This is a genomic window from Wolbachia endosymbiont of Aedes aegypti (genome assembly GCF_021496215.1).
GTDB lineage: Bacteria > Pseudomonadota > Alphaproteobacteria > Rickettsiales > Anaplasmataceae > Wolbachia > Wolbachia pipientis.
In genome coordinates this window covers 207,258-224,077 of record NZ_CP090902.1, presented here as the reverse complement: position 1 = coordinate 224,077, position 16,820 = coordinate 207,258, and the positions used below count along the sequence as shown (strand labels likewise).

At 35.5% G+C, this 16,820-nt stretch carries 11 protein-coding genes and 2 pseudogenes; 10 read left to right on the top strand and 3 right to left on the bottom strand.

Going from position 1 to position 16,820, the window contains the following annotated elements:
- Positions 1 to 90: 90 nt before the first annotated feature.
- Positions 91 to 606 carry a TIGR02281 family clan AA aspartic protease gene (locus tag L0Z58_RS01155; protein ID WP_006279648.1) on the top strand — a complete coding sequence of 172 codons (516 nt, stop codon included), beginning with the start codon at positions 91 to 93 and terminating at the stop codon, positions 604 to 606.
- A 6-nt stretch (positions 607 to 612) separates the two neighbouring features.
- On the opposite strand, the gene secF is transcribed toward L0Z58_RS01155, so the two are convergent.
- The 3 genes and pseudogenes from secF to L0Z58_RS01135 form a co-directional block, all read right to left on the bottom strand.
- Positions 613 to 1,488, bottom strand: coding sequence for a protein translocase subunit SecF (gene secF, locus L0Z58_RS01150; RefSeq protein ID WP_010082185.1), 876 nt, complete (start codon positions 1,486 to 1,488; stop codon positions 613 to 615).
- Positions 1,489 to 1,715: 227 nt separating this feature from the next.
- Positions 1,716 to 3,872, bottom strand: a pseudogene (locus L0Z58_RS01140) (hypothetical protein).
- Between the two features lie 173 nt (positions 3,873 to 4,045).
- On the bottom strand, positions 4,046 to 6,115 hold the full coding sequence (locus tag L0Z58_RS01135; RefSeq protein WP_448131185.1) for a cytochrome c-type biogenesis CcmF C-terminal domain-containing protein: 2,070 nt from the start codon (positions 6,113 to 6,115) through the stop codon (positions 4,046 to 4,048).
- On the opposite strand from L0Z58_RS01135, the gene L0Z58_RS01130 reads away from it, so the two are divergent.
- The 9 genes and pseudogenes from L0Z58_RS01130 (at position 6,072) to clpB (ending at position 16,793) form a co-directional block, all read left to right on the top strand.
- Entirely contained in the window at positions 6,072 to 6,260 is a 189-nt protein-coding gene (locus L0Z58_RS01130; protein WP_022626229.1) for a hypothetical protein, read from the top strand. The two genes, L0Z58_RS01135 and L0Z58_RS01130, sit on opposite strands and share 44 nt — an antisense overlap.
- Positions 6,261 to 6,340: 80 nt before the next feature.
- On the top strand, positions 6,341 to 7,582 hold the full coding sequence (locus tag L0Z58_RS01125; protein ID WP_010962451.1) for a hypothetical protein: 1,242 nt from the start codon (positions 6,341 to 6,343) through the stop codon (positions 7,580 to 7,582).
- A gap of 122 nt (positions 7,583 to 7,704) precedes the next feature.
- Positions 7,705 to 9,030: a dihydroorotase gene (locus tag L0Z58_RS01120; protein ID WP_022626228.1), complete on the top strand. Its 1,326-nt coding sequence runs from the start codon at positions 7,705 to 7,707 to the stop codon at positions 9,028 to 9,030.
- Positions 9,031 to 9,228: 198 nt separating this feature from the next.
- Positions 9,229 to 10,413, top strand: coding sequence for a dicarboxylate/amino acid:cation symporter (locus L0Z58_RS01115; RefSeq protein ID WP_010962449.1), 1,185 nt, complete (start codon positions 9,229 to 9,231; stop codon positions 10,411 to 10,413).
- A gap of 3 nt (positions 10,414 to 10,416) precedes the next feature.
- Positions 10,417 to 11,019 carry an orotate phosphoribosyltransferase gene (gene pyrE, locus L0Z58_RS01110; protein ID WP_010962448.1) on the top strand — a complete coding sequence of 201 codons (603 nt, stop codon included), beginning with the start codon at positions 10,417 to 10,419 and terminating at the stop codon, positions 11,017 to 11,019.
- A gap of 105 nt (positions 11,020 to 11,124) precedes the next feature.
- Positions 11,125 to 12,954 (top strand): translational GTPase TypA, encoded by a 1,830-nt coding sequence (typA, locus tag L0Z58_RS01105; RefSeq protein WP_010962447.1) that lies wholly within the window; start codon positions 11,125 to 11,127, stop codon positions 12,952 to 12,954.
- A 62-nt stretch (positions 12,955 to 13,016) separates the two neighbouring features.
- A pseudogene (locus L0Z58_RS06730) lies at positions 13,017 to 13,262 on the top strand (PD-(D/E)XK nuclease family transposase); the annotation flags it as partial.
- A gap of 437 nt (positions 13,263 to 13,699) precedes the next feature.
- The gene (locus L0Z58_RS01095; RefSeq protein ID WP_173862872.1) at positions 13,700 to 13,843 is read left to right on the top strand and encodes a hypothetical protein; all 144 of its coding nucleotides are present in this window, start codon (positions 13,700 to 13,702) and stop codon (positions 13,841 to 13,843) included.
- A 388-nt stretch (positions 13,844 to 14,231) separates the two neighbouring features.
- Positions 14,232 to 16,793, top strand: a complete 2,562-nt coding sequence (clpB, locus tag L0Z58_RS01090; RefSeq protein ID WP_010962444.1) for an ATP-dependent chaperone ClpB — start codon at positions 14,232 to 14,234, stop codon at positions 16,791 to 16,793.
- Positions 16,794 to 16,820 lie beyond the last annotated feature (27 nt).

Genomic DNA, 16,820 nt, shown 5'->3' with positions numbered 1-16,820 from the left:
GTACTAAAACAATGAAATTTACTTATTTTTAATAATAACTTTTAACGCTGATCTTTAAAATTTATTTTAATAGCTTCAAATTTTAACAATATGAACGCGGTGAAAAATCTAGTTATTTGGTTGCTAATAATAGCCACTACTGCAATGCTTATTGATTCACAAAGGGACAAACTAAGCGACAGATTTCTCAGTACTTTTTTACCATATAAAGGAAGAATTCAAAATAGCGGTCAGAATAGTGGAAGTATTGAATTTACGAAGTCATATGATGGACACTTTTATATTCAGGCTCAAGTCAATGATCGCAATATAACGTTTTTGCTTGATACTGGAGCAACCGATATTGTTCTATCACAAAAAGACGCATTACATGTTGGTATTAACTTACAAAATGTTCAGGATTTTAAAATATATGAAACTGCGAAAGGTCAAATAAAAGCTGGAGTGGTTCAAATACCTCAAGTTAAAATAGGAAATTTTTTGATTAATGATGTACAGGCAAGCGTTAACACTCATTCTATGTCTCATTCACTACTTGGAATGAGCTTTTTAAGGTATTTTCATTTCACTATAAGAGATAATAAGTTGATATTATACCGCGACTAAACACTTCTACAATCTACTTATCAAAGCTCTGTAGGTCAATATAGGAGCAGAAATAAATATTGCAGAACAAGTGCCAATCAAAATACCAAAAAAAATGATCAAGCTGAAGTCTCTCACTGCATCTGTGCAGATTAATACCAAAGGAAGAGCAGCAAGAAGGGTTGTACCAGAAGTTAATATAGTGCGAAATAATGTAGCGTTGATACTTGCATCTACTACCTCACTCATCCGCCCACTTTTACCACTCCTGCGATACTCTCGAATCCGATCATATATAATTACTGAGTTATTGATTGAATAACCAATGACAGTAAGGAGAGCTGCAACTGATGAAATATTAAACTCAATGCCAGTTAGGCTAATAAAACCAACAGTTAAAATCACGTCATGAATCAGTGCTGTTATTCCACTGAATCCACATTGCCAATTAAATCTAAACCAAACGTAAAAAAATATTCCAACAATCGCGATCAACATGGATAACATTCCTTCAAATATTTGTGTTGAGCTTATTTGTGGGCCAACATAGTCTATTTTACGATAGCTTATTGAGCTCCCCAGCTTTTCTTCTAGTATGCTTTTTATCTTTTTGATTTTATCTTCATCTCCTTCATCTTTAAAACGCATGACTAAATTATCACCCGCTTTTGAACTCTGCACTGTAAAACCATTTTCTTTTAATGCATCGAGAATAGAGTGATTCTCATCTGAAGATTTTATCTCTATCAAAATTCCGCCTGCAAAGTCTATGCCTAAGTTCACTCCACGCAGCACAACAGTGAATATTGAAAAGATGATAAGAATAATGCTAATTAATGCAGTCAAATCCCTATATTTACTAAACTTGATATCGAGGTTGTCTGGAATGAGTCTAAGTGCCATGCTATTTACTTAAACTTGAATTTTATATACTTTTCAAAAAATTCACTAGTTTATTCTGTGATTGTTTGATTATGTCAATTTTTCCATCAGTTAATTCTTGTCTGTCAATTAAGTTCTATCTAGCTTGCATACTACCATTTTGAAGTACATTACAAAAGCGAAATACTGCCAATTTGGCCCATCATTTTATCTCTGCAAGCTTATCCCCCCCTTGCTATGTTAGCAACTCAACCTAAGCTAGGTTCCTTCATAGCAGTGTTAGGTACACTGCCATATCTTTCAAAACTTTCATGCTCTATAGCTTCCTCAACACTTTTTCCTCCTAAAAGACAGTTTTCCCCTAAACTTTTTCCCCTATTTTTTAACTCATTAAGCCTTGCTCTGTTTTCCCCATCAATCTCCACTTTTATTTTATTGCTGCCTTTCTCACTAGGACTTAGATAAATACTTATCTCTCCTACCTCAGTAGTAAAAGACATTTCAATACCACCTTTTGAGACATCCATGTAATTTCTTTTTCCCCCTATTTCTTCTACATTTTCAACTCTTACTATACTTTCTCCAATTTTGAGTATGCCAACTCTTAAATTTAAGTCTTTGGCTTTTTCATTGTTTAGGATTTCTGCAACTTCAACAATACTATCTTGCGAGTACTCTATACAAAAATATCTATTATCCTTGTCTACTCCTAATACATTTTGAGTCTGCTTGCTTTTGTTTACAATACTTTCATATGCTAAACCTTTTAGCTTGCTTTCAATTTCCTTACATTTCTCAGAAAGACCATCATCAAATCCATTACAAGTAACTATCTACTCAAACTCATTCCCATCGAAAAAATTATGGCGTTTTACTTTCCCACCTTCTAACAATAAATTACTAACAATGCTTTTGATAATGTCCTCTTCGGACACTTCATTTTTTTTGTTACAGTTTTGATCTTCACTTTCTTTGTTACAGTTTTGACCTTTACTTTCTTTGTTACAGTTTTTATCTTTACTTTGATAGGGAAAGTTATCAAATACAAAAGTGTTACTTCTGTTACTTATATGACTACCACTAGTAAGATCTTTTATTTCTTCAAATACTGTATTTGTTACAGTTTTGTTACAACAACTACATTTTAAATTTAACATTACTTCTTTTTCTAAGTATTTAGCTACTATGCACTTAATACTTTCTGGAGTATTTTTTATATCTTTTTGTTCATTTTGTTCTGTTATACCTCTCACCTCCCCACAGCATTTATCAATCAGATCCTGTTTACTTTGAGTTAACGACATTTTTAGTTTCATAAAAAGTGAGTCTTTTAGAAAAGGATTATCATCTTCTAGGTCCCGATCATTTTCTGAATCCAAATCATCTGTTAACTCCATTGAATCAAGATTACCTGAACTATAGTACGAACCCTTTTTTGAGTCCGAACTATCTTCTGAGTTCCCATCACTATCTGACCAATTGTCAACTTTCGGAAATTCTGAGCTTTTCTGTTCACCTTCAAAAGTCTGATTACTACCACCAGCGCCCTTTGTCAAATTTTCTTTATTTTCACAAGAACCACCTAAAGAATAGCCTTGACCCTCTTCTTGATCTGAAGCACTTAATTTACTATAAGTTGCTTGACTATAACCATTGAAGTTATAACCTAAACCATTACTACCATGCTGTAAAGGATCGCTTTCAAAAGTTTGTGGATTATCACTTTCACCTAACAAACCACCATTTGTTGGATTACATACATTTTCTGTATATTTTTGATTATTTTGTGCTTCTATTTTCCTCTTCTTGTACAACGGTTCAAACTGATCAATTTCAATCGATCGTACTCGTTTCCTTGAAGGAAAGTCCTCTGGAATCTGATCCTCATCGTCAGAATTGTGACCTGAATCACAAATTACATGATCATTGCAGGTAGAATTATGCTCTTGACTAATCAAGGAAAGCTGAATTAGATTGCTAAAAACAATATTATCTAGCTGTACTGAATCAGTACTTTCAAAAATTTGTGGATTATTACTCACGTCTGGCAAATCACCTGATAAACCAGTCTGATGATTATTTTCACCTACCCAACCATCAGTTGGTGTTGGAATGCATATTCCTGTATATCTTTGGCTATCAAGAGAATCATTAGTTAATTGTACTGCTGTATAAGTTGTCCGGTCATCCTCATCATCGGAACTAATACCTGAATCATGGCCATCACCTTCTTCAATCTTTTGAGTTTCTATATCGTGTTCATTTATTTCGCTCGACGAATCATAGTTGGAAGGGTTATACTGTTGATTAGGACGTTTAAAAATTTGACGCCAATCGCTGTAAGGCTCCTTAAAATCGAAAGGAGTGCGTATAACTTTTTCCTTGCCTGATACCCCACCATTCATATTGTATAACCATTACTCACTAATCCCTTAGTGAATATCGTAATATATAGGTCTGTCAATAAAAAAATATAACTTTCTTTGGTTCTAACCTTTGCAAATCAGTATCTATAGCTCGGTAATTTCTCATACGTTGCACTCTGGACCTAGGAGCGTTGTTAATAAATCCACGACAGCTAGACAATCCTTGCTCGTCCACTAAAAGGAAAAGCAGCAAGGAGCGAACCAAAAGCGATAAGAAAGGATCCAAGCCAGATTATAGACATTCCAGGTTTATAGTGCACTTTGGCTGCGATTTTGCTCTTACTCTTATCAATCTCTCCAATTACAACATAAATATCAGAAAGCAAATTGTGGTAGATACTGCTTTCAACATTTTTCTGACCTTCCGCAAGGTAAAATCTATATTCAGGAGTTACTTCACCTAATATCTTATTATTCAGCAAATTCCTGATATCCATTGTACCCCTCACTGCATGGAAATTTTTTTCTTTTATTAGCTCAATATTGCGTAAAGTAACTTTAAATTTATTGACTGTTATGCTATCCCCTATTTTTAAGTAATTTTCTTTTTTCTCCTGCCAACCAACTGAATAAGCTATACCAAGCACTAGAATTGCCACTCCAGCATGAGCAAGCATCATTGCATAGTAGGACTTAGAAACTCTTCTTGCTAATAAAATTGATTCACCAAATGCTACCTTAAATAAACGAATTCTTTTACTGTATGCTTCTAAAACAAAGATTAATAATGCTATGGAGATAGTAATTGATAGCACAATTATTAGCTCCATGTGAAAGATAAACGGCAAAATAGCTGCAGCACTGCAGAATGAAAATCTATATTCACGGAATATTGGCAATAGACTATTTCCCTGCCAACTGCAGTATTGCCCGATCATGGTGAGCACTAGAATAGCTAGTGCAATAGAGTTAAATAAAGAATTGTAATATGGTGCTCCAACTGAAATTAATTCACCGGTTAAATACTCAAGCACTGTAGGGTATAAAGTGCCAACGAACACGATGAAAAAGGCAGTGATGAATAATAAATTGTTCATCAGTATCATCGTAAAGCGTGAAAAGAATCTTCTACCTTCTGTCACTTGAGTAGCAAGTTTCTTTCTGGATTCCAGTGTCAAGCATTGGAATGACATCGCAGGCGTGTGATTTTTTCTCGTAAATACTACAAATATTACTAAGCTACTGACTGTAATTACACCAAGTAGAGCTAATATATATAGTCCATATCTTGGGTCATCTGCAAACGTGTGCACTGAGGTAAGTATTCCTGAGCGGACTAGAAATGTTCCAGTCACACTCAATATAAAAGTTGTAAGCGTAAGTAAAATAGCAAAGTTCCTTAAAACATTGAAATTCCGTACCACGAGCAACAAATGTGTCAGCGCTACTGCAATTAGCCACGGCATCAAAGAAACGTTTTCCACTGGATCCCAAAACCAAAATCCACCCCACCCAAGTTCGCGATATGCCCACCAGCTACCCAAGCTGATGCCCAAAGTGAGCAGCGACCAAGAAATAAGTACCCAAGGCCTGACAATTTTAGCCCAAACATTTCCTTCAGTATTTAAAATTAATCCAGCTATAGAGAGCGAAAAAGGAACGCTAAATCCAAGGTACCCCAAATATAATATCGGTGGATGAATAGCAAGGCCTATATCCTGCAATATCGGATTAAAACCCAATCCATCTGTTTCAATGCCTGGCATTTTAGTGAAGGGGCTGGATTCAATTAAAGTGAACAGCAAAAAACAAAAGCAAATCAGCCCATGAGTGATAAGAGATATTTTTTTTAATTTACTACCATTAGTTCGTTCTGGTGTCATTCCAGTGCTTGACACTGGAATCCAGTTTTTATTACACTGCCATTTGATGTACTCATTTGCAATTAAATTGTCTGGATCCCAGTGTCTGGGCACTGGGATGACAGAAGAAGAGACTGGGATGACAGAGGGGGAAACTGGGATGACAGAAGGTATATAAATATCCATTAGTAATAAATACATGACAAGCACTAAGGTCCAAAGCAACATGGACCCTTCTTTGTTTCCCCAAACACCACAAATCTTGTAGATCAAAGGTTTTGTTGTGTGTGAGTGGTAGTATACGTTTTCAAGTGAAAAATCATTTGTAATGTGGCAGTAGATCAAAATAGCCATTGACGCTGATACACAAAAAAATATGGCAGTGGTAATAAACCGACAAGAACTAAGCGGTAAAAACAAATATGTCAAAGACAATAAGCAGGCTAGCAATAGCAATATATTCCCAAGTTCAGGCATAAAAAATTATAGTTTTTATATAAACAATATTACTGATGACAAGTTAGAAGTTAAAGTGTTAATTGATGCTAGCATAATGCTCCCGTAGTTAGCTGTGCTAGTATTAATTAAAAATTAAATATTAAATCTTTATACTTTTATAGATAGCGTTAATATTGAGGTAATATTGTGGGTACAACTAAGATTAGTAAATTTCCATTCAATATAAAAGGTAAAGTGGCAAAACAACATGCCGAACCAATAATCGAAAAAAATCTCTATACTATTTTAGGATTCAAAGATATAGAAGATTTTGAAAATAAGACAAGTAAACTTGTTAATAAAAAAGTTTGGCAATCATTTGTTAACTGCTTTGCAAAAGAAATAGATTATGCAGCAACCGAAGAAGTTGTAAAAAACATCGTTTGTAACATTGCAAAGAGTGATCAAGGTAATGCTTTTACCAAAACTGAACATCTCATATTAAATGAAAAGCAAGATAATAAAAAGAGAGAAAAAGCGATTAGAAAAGCTATTAGTATTTTGAGAAAAATCAATCCAGAAAAAGCCTTTAATGAACTTTCAGTAATAAAAAAACAAGCTGAAGATTTTTTACAAACCGATTTTTGTAAAGCACAGAGTAAATCACTTCAAGGATTTGCTCCCTCTGGTGGACAGCTCTTTGCGGAAACTCTGAAATATATAGAAACACTAGAAAGATTATCCGAAGTAAAAAAAGAAGGGCTAGTTAGAGATTTCTTGTTAAATCATGTTAGTTTATTGAATAAAAAGTATCCTAAATCACAAGGTAAAAGGGAAGATGCTATAACAATACTATCAAGTGATGAGTTGAAGAATTTTTACAATAAAAGTGTAAAAGAAGGAATGTTACAACCAATGGCATCTTACAAAGGATGCAGAAACCTGTATGACAAAATGAACCAGATAAAAAATGAATCCAAAAGTATAATTAAAAGAGAAGAACGGGAAGAAAATTTAAAGAAAATAGATAAGTCGATAATCAGCGCAATTAATGACATAAAAAAACATAGAGAAGCAATCCTTAACTGTAAAGACTTTCAAAGTTCTTACATAAAAGAGAAAAAAGAACATCCATTTAGAGGCAACGCATGTCAAAAAATGATTGATATATATCAAGAGAGAATTGTTGGATATCAGGAGAAAATTCGTCAAAACTTAAACCAAATAAAAGCGATATTAAAAAGTGCGCCGCAAGAAATGGATGATGTGGAAGAATTCGAGGAAATAATTGATGATATACATGAAGCAAAGCAGTGTGATGAAATTTTTGATTCAGCTTTAATTTGTTTATCGAACATACAGAATGAGCTAGATATTCAGCTGGAAAATCCTTCAACAGAACTCAGAGCTTCACACATTAACGTTAAAACTGAGCTAACTAGGTTATAAGAACCAAATCTTTAGGGTAATGAAAGCACTTTAATTCAAGACAGCTCTTAGTCTGTGTTTTAATTTGGTTGTGTTTTATTAAAAAAACTTTAGATTTATTTTATAATCGATACTCAAATATAATGACTCAAACTTGGGATTTGTTGCAAACAGGGCAAAAGGAAGGCTATAAAATTGCGTATACTAATGCTCGTATTATCGACCCGGAAACTAAACTTGATATAAAAGGTTCATTATTGACTGAAGGGGATAAAATTGTTGACTTTGGTGAATCATTATTTTCAACAAGTGGAGTTGATGAAACAATAGACTGTAAAGGGCTTGTTCTAATGCCAGGCCTTATTGACATTCACGTACATTTTCGTGAACCAGGCCAGGAACATAAAGAAACTATATATACAGGCAGCAAATCTGCAGCTGCGGGGGGAGTTACAACTGTAGTTTGTCAGCCAAACACTGTTCCAGCAATTGATAGCGTTATTTTGGCTAAATATTTGAAATATAGAGCACTTGAAACTTCACATGTAAACGTTGAATTTTACGCTAAAATCACCACTTCGGAAGAACACCTGACTGAAATGGCACTTTTAAAGGAAGCAGGTGCGGTTGGGTTCACCGATGATGGCATGCCAGTTATGAACCCAATGATTATGAGACAGGCGCTGCTTTATTCAAGTATGCTGAATGTTCCTATTGCTCAACATGCAGAAGATTTAAATTTATCTGCTGGTGGCGCAATCAACGAAGGTAAAATTTCTGAAGAATTGGGAGTAAAGGGGATCTTGAGTGCGTCAGAATCGGTTATGGTAAATCGTGATATACTGCTAATGAAGGATATGGAAAATGTGCACTACCATATTCTACATGTCTCTTCAAAAGATTCACTTGATGCTATTAAACGTGCAAAAGATTTGGGATTAAATGTTACGTGCGAAGTAACCCCTCATCACTTCACTTTGACTGAAGATATAGTAAAACAACATGGAGCAATTGCAAAAATGAATCCGCCGCTTCGCACTGAAGAAGATCGTTTAGCTATGGTTGAAGGTTTAAAGACAGGTGTGATTGATTGCATTGCAACTGATCACGCTCCGCATGATCGTAGTTCTAAAGATCTACCACTTGAAAATGCTGCATTTGGTATTGTTGGTCTTGAAACAATGCTGCCCCTTTCACTTGAACTCTATCACAGTGGGCAAATGGGTCTACTTGATGTGCTTGCAAAATTGACATATAAGCCTGCAGATATAATACACATACCACGTGGTCGTATACAAAAAAACCTTGCTGCAGACTTAATTTTAGTTGACCTCAATCATGAATGGGAAATTAAAACTGACAACTTTGCTAGTAAATCAAAGAATTCTCCTTTCGATGGTCGCAAAGTAAAAGGACACGTAGTACGTACTGTTGTGTCCGGCAAAACTATATACTCGCAGAAGAGTTAGTTATCATATCTTATCTATTCCAATTTGTTATCACCAGAATGGGCTAAGTGCACCTAAATTTAAATTAAGAAATCTTACACTGTCTCCGAATAAACACATCCTCTTATCTTTCCCTAATCTGTAAAGTTATTTTGTCTATCAATCTGATTCCAAAACAGCAAAATTATTGTATAATGTTACTTTGAAGTTTTATTTTCAATGCACAAGTTTGCAATACTTTTTTCTATACTGCTTGCAATAGTTGCTTACTACCTAAATAATGAAATCATATTTGAAATAGCAAAGCTATTTAGTGATATCTTTATCAGCTTGCTCAATTTAATAAGCTTACCTCTGGTTTTTTTATCCATAGTTTCCACAATTTCCGGGCTCAAAGACTCAATTGAAATCAAAGTCTTAGTTAAGAAAACACTATTTTATACTCTGCTTACAACTATTATAGCTGCGTTTGTTGCATTATCGTTTTATTTGTTAATAGATCCAGCAAGAAAAAATTTCATAAGTAATACAATAGGGAGTATTAACAGCAGTAACCACAGTTATTTTTCATATTTAAAATCACTCATTCCTTCTAATTTTGTGCAAGTTTTTCTTGAAAATAATATGATTGGTAGCATATTAATCGCTTTTTTGATGGGTGGAGCTATTGTTTCACTTTCAAAAGAAAAGCAGGATATATTATATCAAGTATTCTCTGCACTTTTTGATACGCTACTTAAAATTGCTCAAGGGTTATTAAAATTTATTCCGCTTGCTGTTTGGTCTTTTATTACATGTTTTTTGCATGAATTAAAAGGCGGTAGTGAGTTCTACAATCTTTTATGGTATTTTGTTTGCATAATGTCTGCAAATTTTGTGCAGGCATTTCTGATTTTACCGCTATTTATGTGGTATAAAGGCATATCACCAATTCAAACGCTGAAAGGGGTTATGCCAGCACTCACACTTGCGTTTTTTTCTAAATCATCCAGTGCAACATTGCCAACAACTATAGAATGTGTGCAGAACAAGCTAAAGGTGCCAAAGAAATTATCGTCTTTTATTTTACCAATATGCACAACAATTAACATGAATGCATGTGCTGCATTTATACTAATCACTGTAATGTTTGTTGCAGAAATGAACGGATACGTATTTTCCTTAAGCGAAATGTTGATATGGATTTTTTTAGCTACAGGGGCTGCAATTGGTAACGCTGGAGTGCCGATGGGGTGCTATTTTACGGCAACCAGTTATCTCATGTCGATGAATGTTCCTCTGCATATTATGGGACTGATTTTGCCTATTTATACAATCATCGATATGTTTGAAACTGCAATAAATGTGTGGTCTGATGTTTGTATCACTCAGATAATTAATAAAGAATGTAATAGTGAAACTTAAAAAATGATATTAGACGAAAATAACCTAATAATAAAAGAATTTAAAGAAGCAGAAGCAATTTTGCATGGGCATTTTGTTTTATCATCCGGGCTGCATAGTGACACATACATACAGTGTGCGAAGATTTTTGAAAATCCAAGCAGAGCCATGAAAGTTTGCGCATTATTAGCAGATAAAATAAAAAAAGAATTAAATAGCTCCATAGATTTAATATTATCTCCTGCAATTGGTGGAATAATTGTGGGTTATGAGATTGGCAGGCAGCTTGGAATAAAGACAATGTTTTGCGAGCGCGTTAATGGTAAGTTTGAATTACGCCGTGGATTTAAGATCAAAAAGGGTGAGAAAATATTGCTCATTGAAGATGTAATAACCACAGGTAAATCTTCACTTGAAGCAGTGGAATGTGCAGAAGGGGAAGGGGAAGGAGGTAAAGTTGTTGCTGAAGCTTCTTTGATAAAGAGAAATAGTGAAACGAAACTGCCTTTTCCTGTCATATCTTTGATTGAACTGAACATCAAAAACTACAGCGAGGAAGAACTTCCAAGTGAATTAAAACAACTACCCATAACAAAACCTGGGAGTAGGGAATATTTAACAAAGTAATCCTATAATATCTTGGAAACACAGCATTTATACACAGCTTTAGTTATTTACTCCAAGTGTATTTTATGTATACTTATTACTAAATTAATTTTGAAATGATAGAAAATGAACGAATTTAAATCGATCCGAAATATAGCAATAATCGCACACGTTGACCACGGTAAAACTACTTTACTTGATAACATGTTAAAACAAAGTGGCACATTCCGCGAGAATCAAGAAGTTCAAGAACGAGTGATGGATAGTGGTGATCAAGAGCGTGAACGCGGAATTACAATACTTGCAAAATGTACATCAATAATGTGGGGCGATGAAAAGATCAATATTATTGACACGCCAGGGCACGCGGACTTTGGTGGGGAAGTGGAAAGGGTATTGTGCATGGCAGATGGTGTGTTGCTGCTGGTTGACGCTGCAGAAGGTCCCATGCCACAAACAAAATTTGTGCTCTCAAAAGCACTAAAAGCAAATTTGAAGCCAATTGTGATAATCAATAAGGTCGACCGACCAGATAGCAGAATTGATGAAGTATTAAATGAAATATATGAGTTATTTTTTAACCTTGATGCAACCAACGAGCAGCTAGATTTTCCAGTGTTGTATGCTTCAGGTAGAAATGGCTGGTGTGCTAAGGAGCTTTCTGATGAAAGAAAAGATTTAAGCCCATTATTTTCAACGGTTATAGATTATATAAAACCTTCTGTTTATAATCAAAATGCACCTTTTGCTATGTTGGTCACTCTACTTGAGTCTGATAAGTTTCTTGGCAGAATATTGACAGGAAAGGTTTATCAGGGCATTGCAAAAGTCAATTCAGATCTTAAGGTGCTTGACCTCGATGGCAAAGTAATTGAACGAGGAAGATTAACTAAGTTGCTCTCATTTTCTGGCTTGAAACGCATTCCAGTAGAACAAGCTGTGGCGGGAGACATAATTGCAATTGCAGGACTTGAGGAAGCTTCGGTTTCAGATACTATAGCAGCACCAGAAGTTACAACTGCAGTAAGCTCAACTCCAGTTGATCCGCCAACAATGGCGATTACTCTGAGCGTTAATGATTCACCTTTTGCTGGGCAAGAAGGTACAAAGCTTACTTCAACTGCTATAAAGGATCGTTTATATGCGGAAGCAGAAACAAATGTTGCAATTACTGTGACTTTGGCACCAAGCGGTGAAGCATTTGAAGTAGGTGGGCGTGGTGAGTTACAGCTTGGAGTGTTAATTGAAAATATGAGGAGAGAAGGTTTTGAGCTTTCGGTATCACGCCCTCGCGTGTTATTTAAAGAAGAAGGCGGTAAAAAACTTGAACCTATAGAGGAAGTAGTAATTGATGTAGATGATGAATATAGTGGAATCATCATGGAAAAACTCAGCTTCCGTAAAGGTGAAGTAACTGACATGAGACCTTCTGGTAATGGCAGGACAAGATTAACGTTTTTAGTGCCATCAAGAGGATTAATCGGTTATCAAGGAGAGTTTTTAACTGATTCTCGTGGCACAGGCATAATTAACCGTTTATTTCACAGTTATGCTCCACATAGAGGTCCAATTTCTGGAAGGCGCAATGGAGTTTTAATTTCTACAGATAAGGGTGAGGCTGTGGCATATGCAATTTTCAATTTGCAAGACAGGGGAATTATGTTTATTAAGCCACAGGATAAGGTATATTGTGGCATGGTTGTCGGCCAGCATAGCCGTGACAATGATTTGGAGATAAATGTGTTAAAGGGTAAGCAATTAACAAACGTAAGAGCTTCAGGTAGTGATGAAGCTATAAAGCTCACTCCACCAAAGATAATGACACTGGAGGATATGATAGCGTATATAGATGATGATGAATTGGTGGAAGTAACTCCAAAATCTATACGTTTACGCAAGAAATTCCTTGATCCAAATGAACGTAAGCGTGCAGGAAGGGCAAAGAATAAGGAGTAATCAGAGGTTGAACATTTGCGAAAAATAGTGTATAATTATTCGTCTCCTAATTGTATTTAATTATGGCCTTTTCGAAATTTCTCGATCCAAAAAACAATTTCGCGTTCAAGAGAATATTTGGCACTGAGAAAAATAAAGATATTCTCATTCACTTTCTCAATGATATATTGGGCTTCGCTGGCAAAGATGAAATAGAAGAAATAGAATTTCTCAGCACTATCATGGATGCTGAGATTGCCTCTAAAAAACAAAGTATTGTTGATGTTTTCTGTACTGATTCTGCTGGAACCCAGCTAATTATTGAAATGGTGCGACCTGAAAGTCTTCGGTCATATTGTTTAAAAGGAGAGGAATTCCTTCAGAAAGAAACTAAAAGAGTTCTAAAACTTATTAAACCAGATGTTTTGCCATCTGAGTCTATGCATCAGTGCGAATCGGGTAACCGGTTGGTGCCAAGCGATGCGGACAATGAACCTCCTCTTGAAAAAGAAGATGCTCAATCGTGAAAGGAGCATAAACTACAAGCATCATGTGGTTGGAGAGCTAGGCTTAGTGGTATGGTGAACGTAAGTGAAGCTTCATAAGTATCGTAACGATTAAAGAGCTAAAGATGCTGATAAGCTCCGACCAAAAGGTAATGTGACATTTTTCATTTCTGGATGTACGCAAATCACCGGTATAGAGAAGTCACCTAACCCACTGTTGTATGACAGAAGGAACAGGGTAAGCCTGTATTTCCGCCTATATGGCAAGCAAACCGCAAGGAACGCTGATGAAAATGCAGGTAAAGGATAATGGAGAAAGCGAATGCCATTTTGTAACGAAATGTATAGAATTTGTAACATTAATTCGCGTGAAAACGAGCAGATTTCCATTTGGTCCCTCGTGACAAGAAACTTTGTTAACCACTTGAGGTAGAGAAGCAGATGACCTTACCCACAGAAATGATGAAGAAATTAGGAATATTTTTTACAAAAAGGACAATACTAACAAAAGAACTTTATTCTATTTAAAATATAAAGTTACAATAAATTTTCCTGTCATCTCCAAATAAATTACATTAACTTAGTATTGTATATTGTTAATAACTTAAATAATACAACCATTTTCAGCAACAAAAACCAAAGGTCTTGAGATACAAGATATTTGTATGGTTACTATGATAGTTCCTTTTTTAAGAAAGTTTTAAATTTCATACCTAACAATAAACAACTTTAGGTTTAAATTTATGAAATCAGTTGTTATATACATCAGCAAATACGAATTTAACTGGTGTTATGGACTTAAATAAATTTACCGAAAAAGCAAAAAGTCTAATTCAAAGTGCTCAAATGAAAGCGTTGGGAGCTGGGCATCAGATTTTTATGCCTGAGCATTTACTAAAAGTGATGCTTGAAGATGAATCAGGTTTAGTTCAGGATTTGATAAACGCTTGTGGTGGAAATGTGCAGAGTATTTCCGATGCTGTGGATAGTGCAATAAAAAAGTTGCCAGTAATTGAAGGTCCAGGAAGTGGTGGCCTTCAACTTTCAAGAGAAATAGCAAAAGTTTTTGAAGATTCAATTGGTATTGCAAAGAGAAATAAAGATTCATTTGTTGCTGTCGAGCGTTTACTGCAGGGCCTCACTGCACAAAAAGATGATACTGTAGGCAAAATTCTGGCAGAGAATGGTGTGACTCCACAAAAACTGAACTCAGTTGTTGCAGAAATGAGAAAGGGCAGCAGTGCGGACTCGCCAAACAGTGAGGAAAAATTAAATGCGGCAAAGAAATATACAAAAGATGTTACAGAGCTTGCTATGCAAGGAAAGCTTGATCCTGTAATTGGTCGTGATGAAGAGATCAGAAGAACTATGCAGGTATCACTGAGGCGGACAAAAAATAATCCAGTGCTGATCGGTGAACCTGGTGTTGGAAAAACTGCAATAGTTGAGGGGCTTGCAAATAGAATTGTTGCAAACGATGTACCACTTGGTTTGCATGATGCAAAGGTCTTAGCTTTGGATCTTGGAGCACTAATTGCTGGCACTAAGTTTAGAGGAGAATTTGAAGAAAGGTTAAAAGCAGTTATTAATGAGCTTTCGAGAGCGGAGGGAAAAGTTATCTTGTTTATAGATGAGCTTCATACTTTAGTTGGAGCAGGAGCAACAAGTGGTGCAATGGATGCCTCGAATCTGCTGAAGCCTGCTCTTGCGCGTGGAGAAGTTCGCTGTATAGGAGCCACAACTTTAGATGAATATCGTCAGCATATAGAAAAAGATCCTGCACTTGCAAGGCGTTTTCAGCCTGTGTTTATCTCTCAACCAACTGAAACTGATACCATTTCAATACTCAGGGGTTTGAAGGAAAGATATGAGGTGCATCATGGTATAAGAATTACAGACGGTGCAATAATTGCTGCTGCAACGTTATCCAATAGATATATAACAGATAGGTTTTTACCTGATAAAGCAATTGATTTGATTGATGAAGCAGCAAGTAGGGTGAGAATTGAAATGGATAGCAAGCCTGAAGTTATTGATGAACTTGAGAGAAAGGTTATACAGCTAAAGATTGAAGCAGAGGCTCTAAAAAAAGAAAGTGATGAAAATTCTAAACAGCGTTTAAAAAAGATAAATGAAGAGATCGAAAATCTAAACAGTAAATTTGCTGACTTGAACAGCAAATGGCAGATGGAAAAGAATAAAATAGCTAGAATACAAGAAACAGCCGAAAAATTAGATAACGCTAGAAAAGAGTTGGAATTAGTTCAGCGTAGTGGGAATTTGGGAAGGGCAGGAGAGCTGATGTATGGTGTGATCCCTCAGCTTGAGAATGAATTAAAAAATCAGGAAAAGGTTACTGATAGTTTCTTAAAGAAAGAAGTGACTGGAGATGATATTGCAAACATTGTTTCAAAGTGGACGGGAATTCCAGTTGATAATATGATGCATAGTGAAAAGGAAAAACTCCTTAACATGGAGAATGAAATAGGAAGAAGAGTAATAGGGCAGAAAGATGCAATAGAAGCGATAAGTAATGCAGTTAGGCGCTCCCGCTCTGGGGTGCAAGATACCAATAAGCCTTTTGGTTCATTTTTATTTTTAGGTCCAACTGGAGTTGGTAAAACCGAACTTGCGAAAGCCTTAGCTGAATTTCTGTTTGACGATCAATCAGCGCTTTTGCGTTTTGATATGTCAGAATATATGGAAAAACATTCTGTTTCAAAGTTAATTGGCGCGCCTCCAGGGTATGTTGGCTATGAACAAGGTGGCAGATTAACTGAAGCGGTAAGAAGAAGGCCATATCAGGTTATTCTGTTTGATGAAATCGAGAAAGCAAATCCAGATATATTTAATCTATTGCTGCAAATCTTGGATGAGGGTAGACTCACTGATAGTCATGGTAAATTAATTGATTTTCGCAACACCATACTGATTTTAACTTCTAATCTTGGCGCTGAGATAATGCTAAAAGGGAATGTTGATTCTGTAAGAAATGAAGTGATGCAAATAGTTAAATCAGCATTTCGTCCAGAATTTTTAAACAGGCTGGATGAAATTATTATATTCCACAGTTTAACCAGAGATGACATCTATAAAATTATAGATGTTCAATTTTCTTATTTACAAAAAACACTTGCTAAGCGTAAACTGAGTATAAGTTTGTTGCAGGAAGCTAAAGAACTAATAGCACAAACTGGCTATGACCCTGAATATGGAGCAAGGCCCTTAAAAAGGGTTATACAAGAGTGTATTCAAAATAATTTAGCTAAATTAGTTTTATCAGGGGAAGTAGTAGAAAATGATGAGCTAATAGTGTACGCTCTTGATAATGAAATCTTAGTTAAAAAGGTTTAAGTTCACTGTGTATTTTTGTTAAAAAAA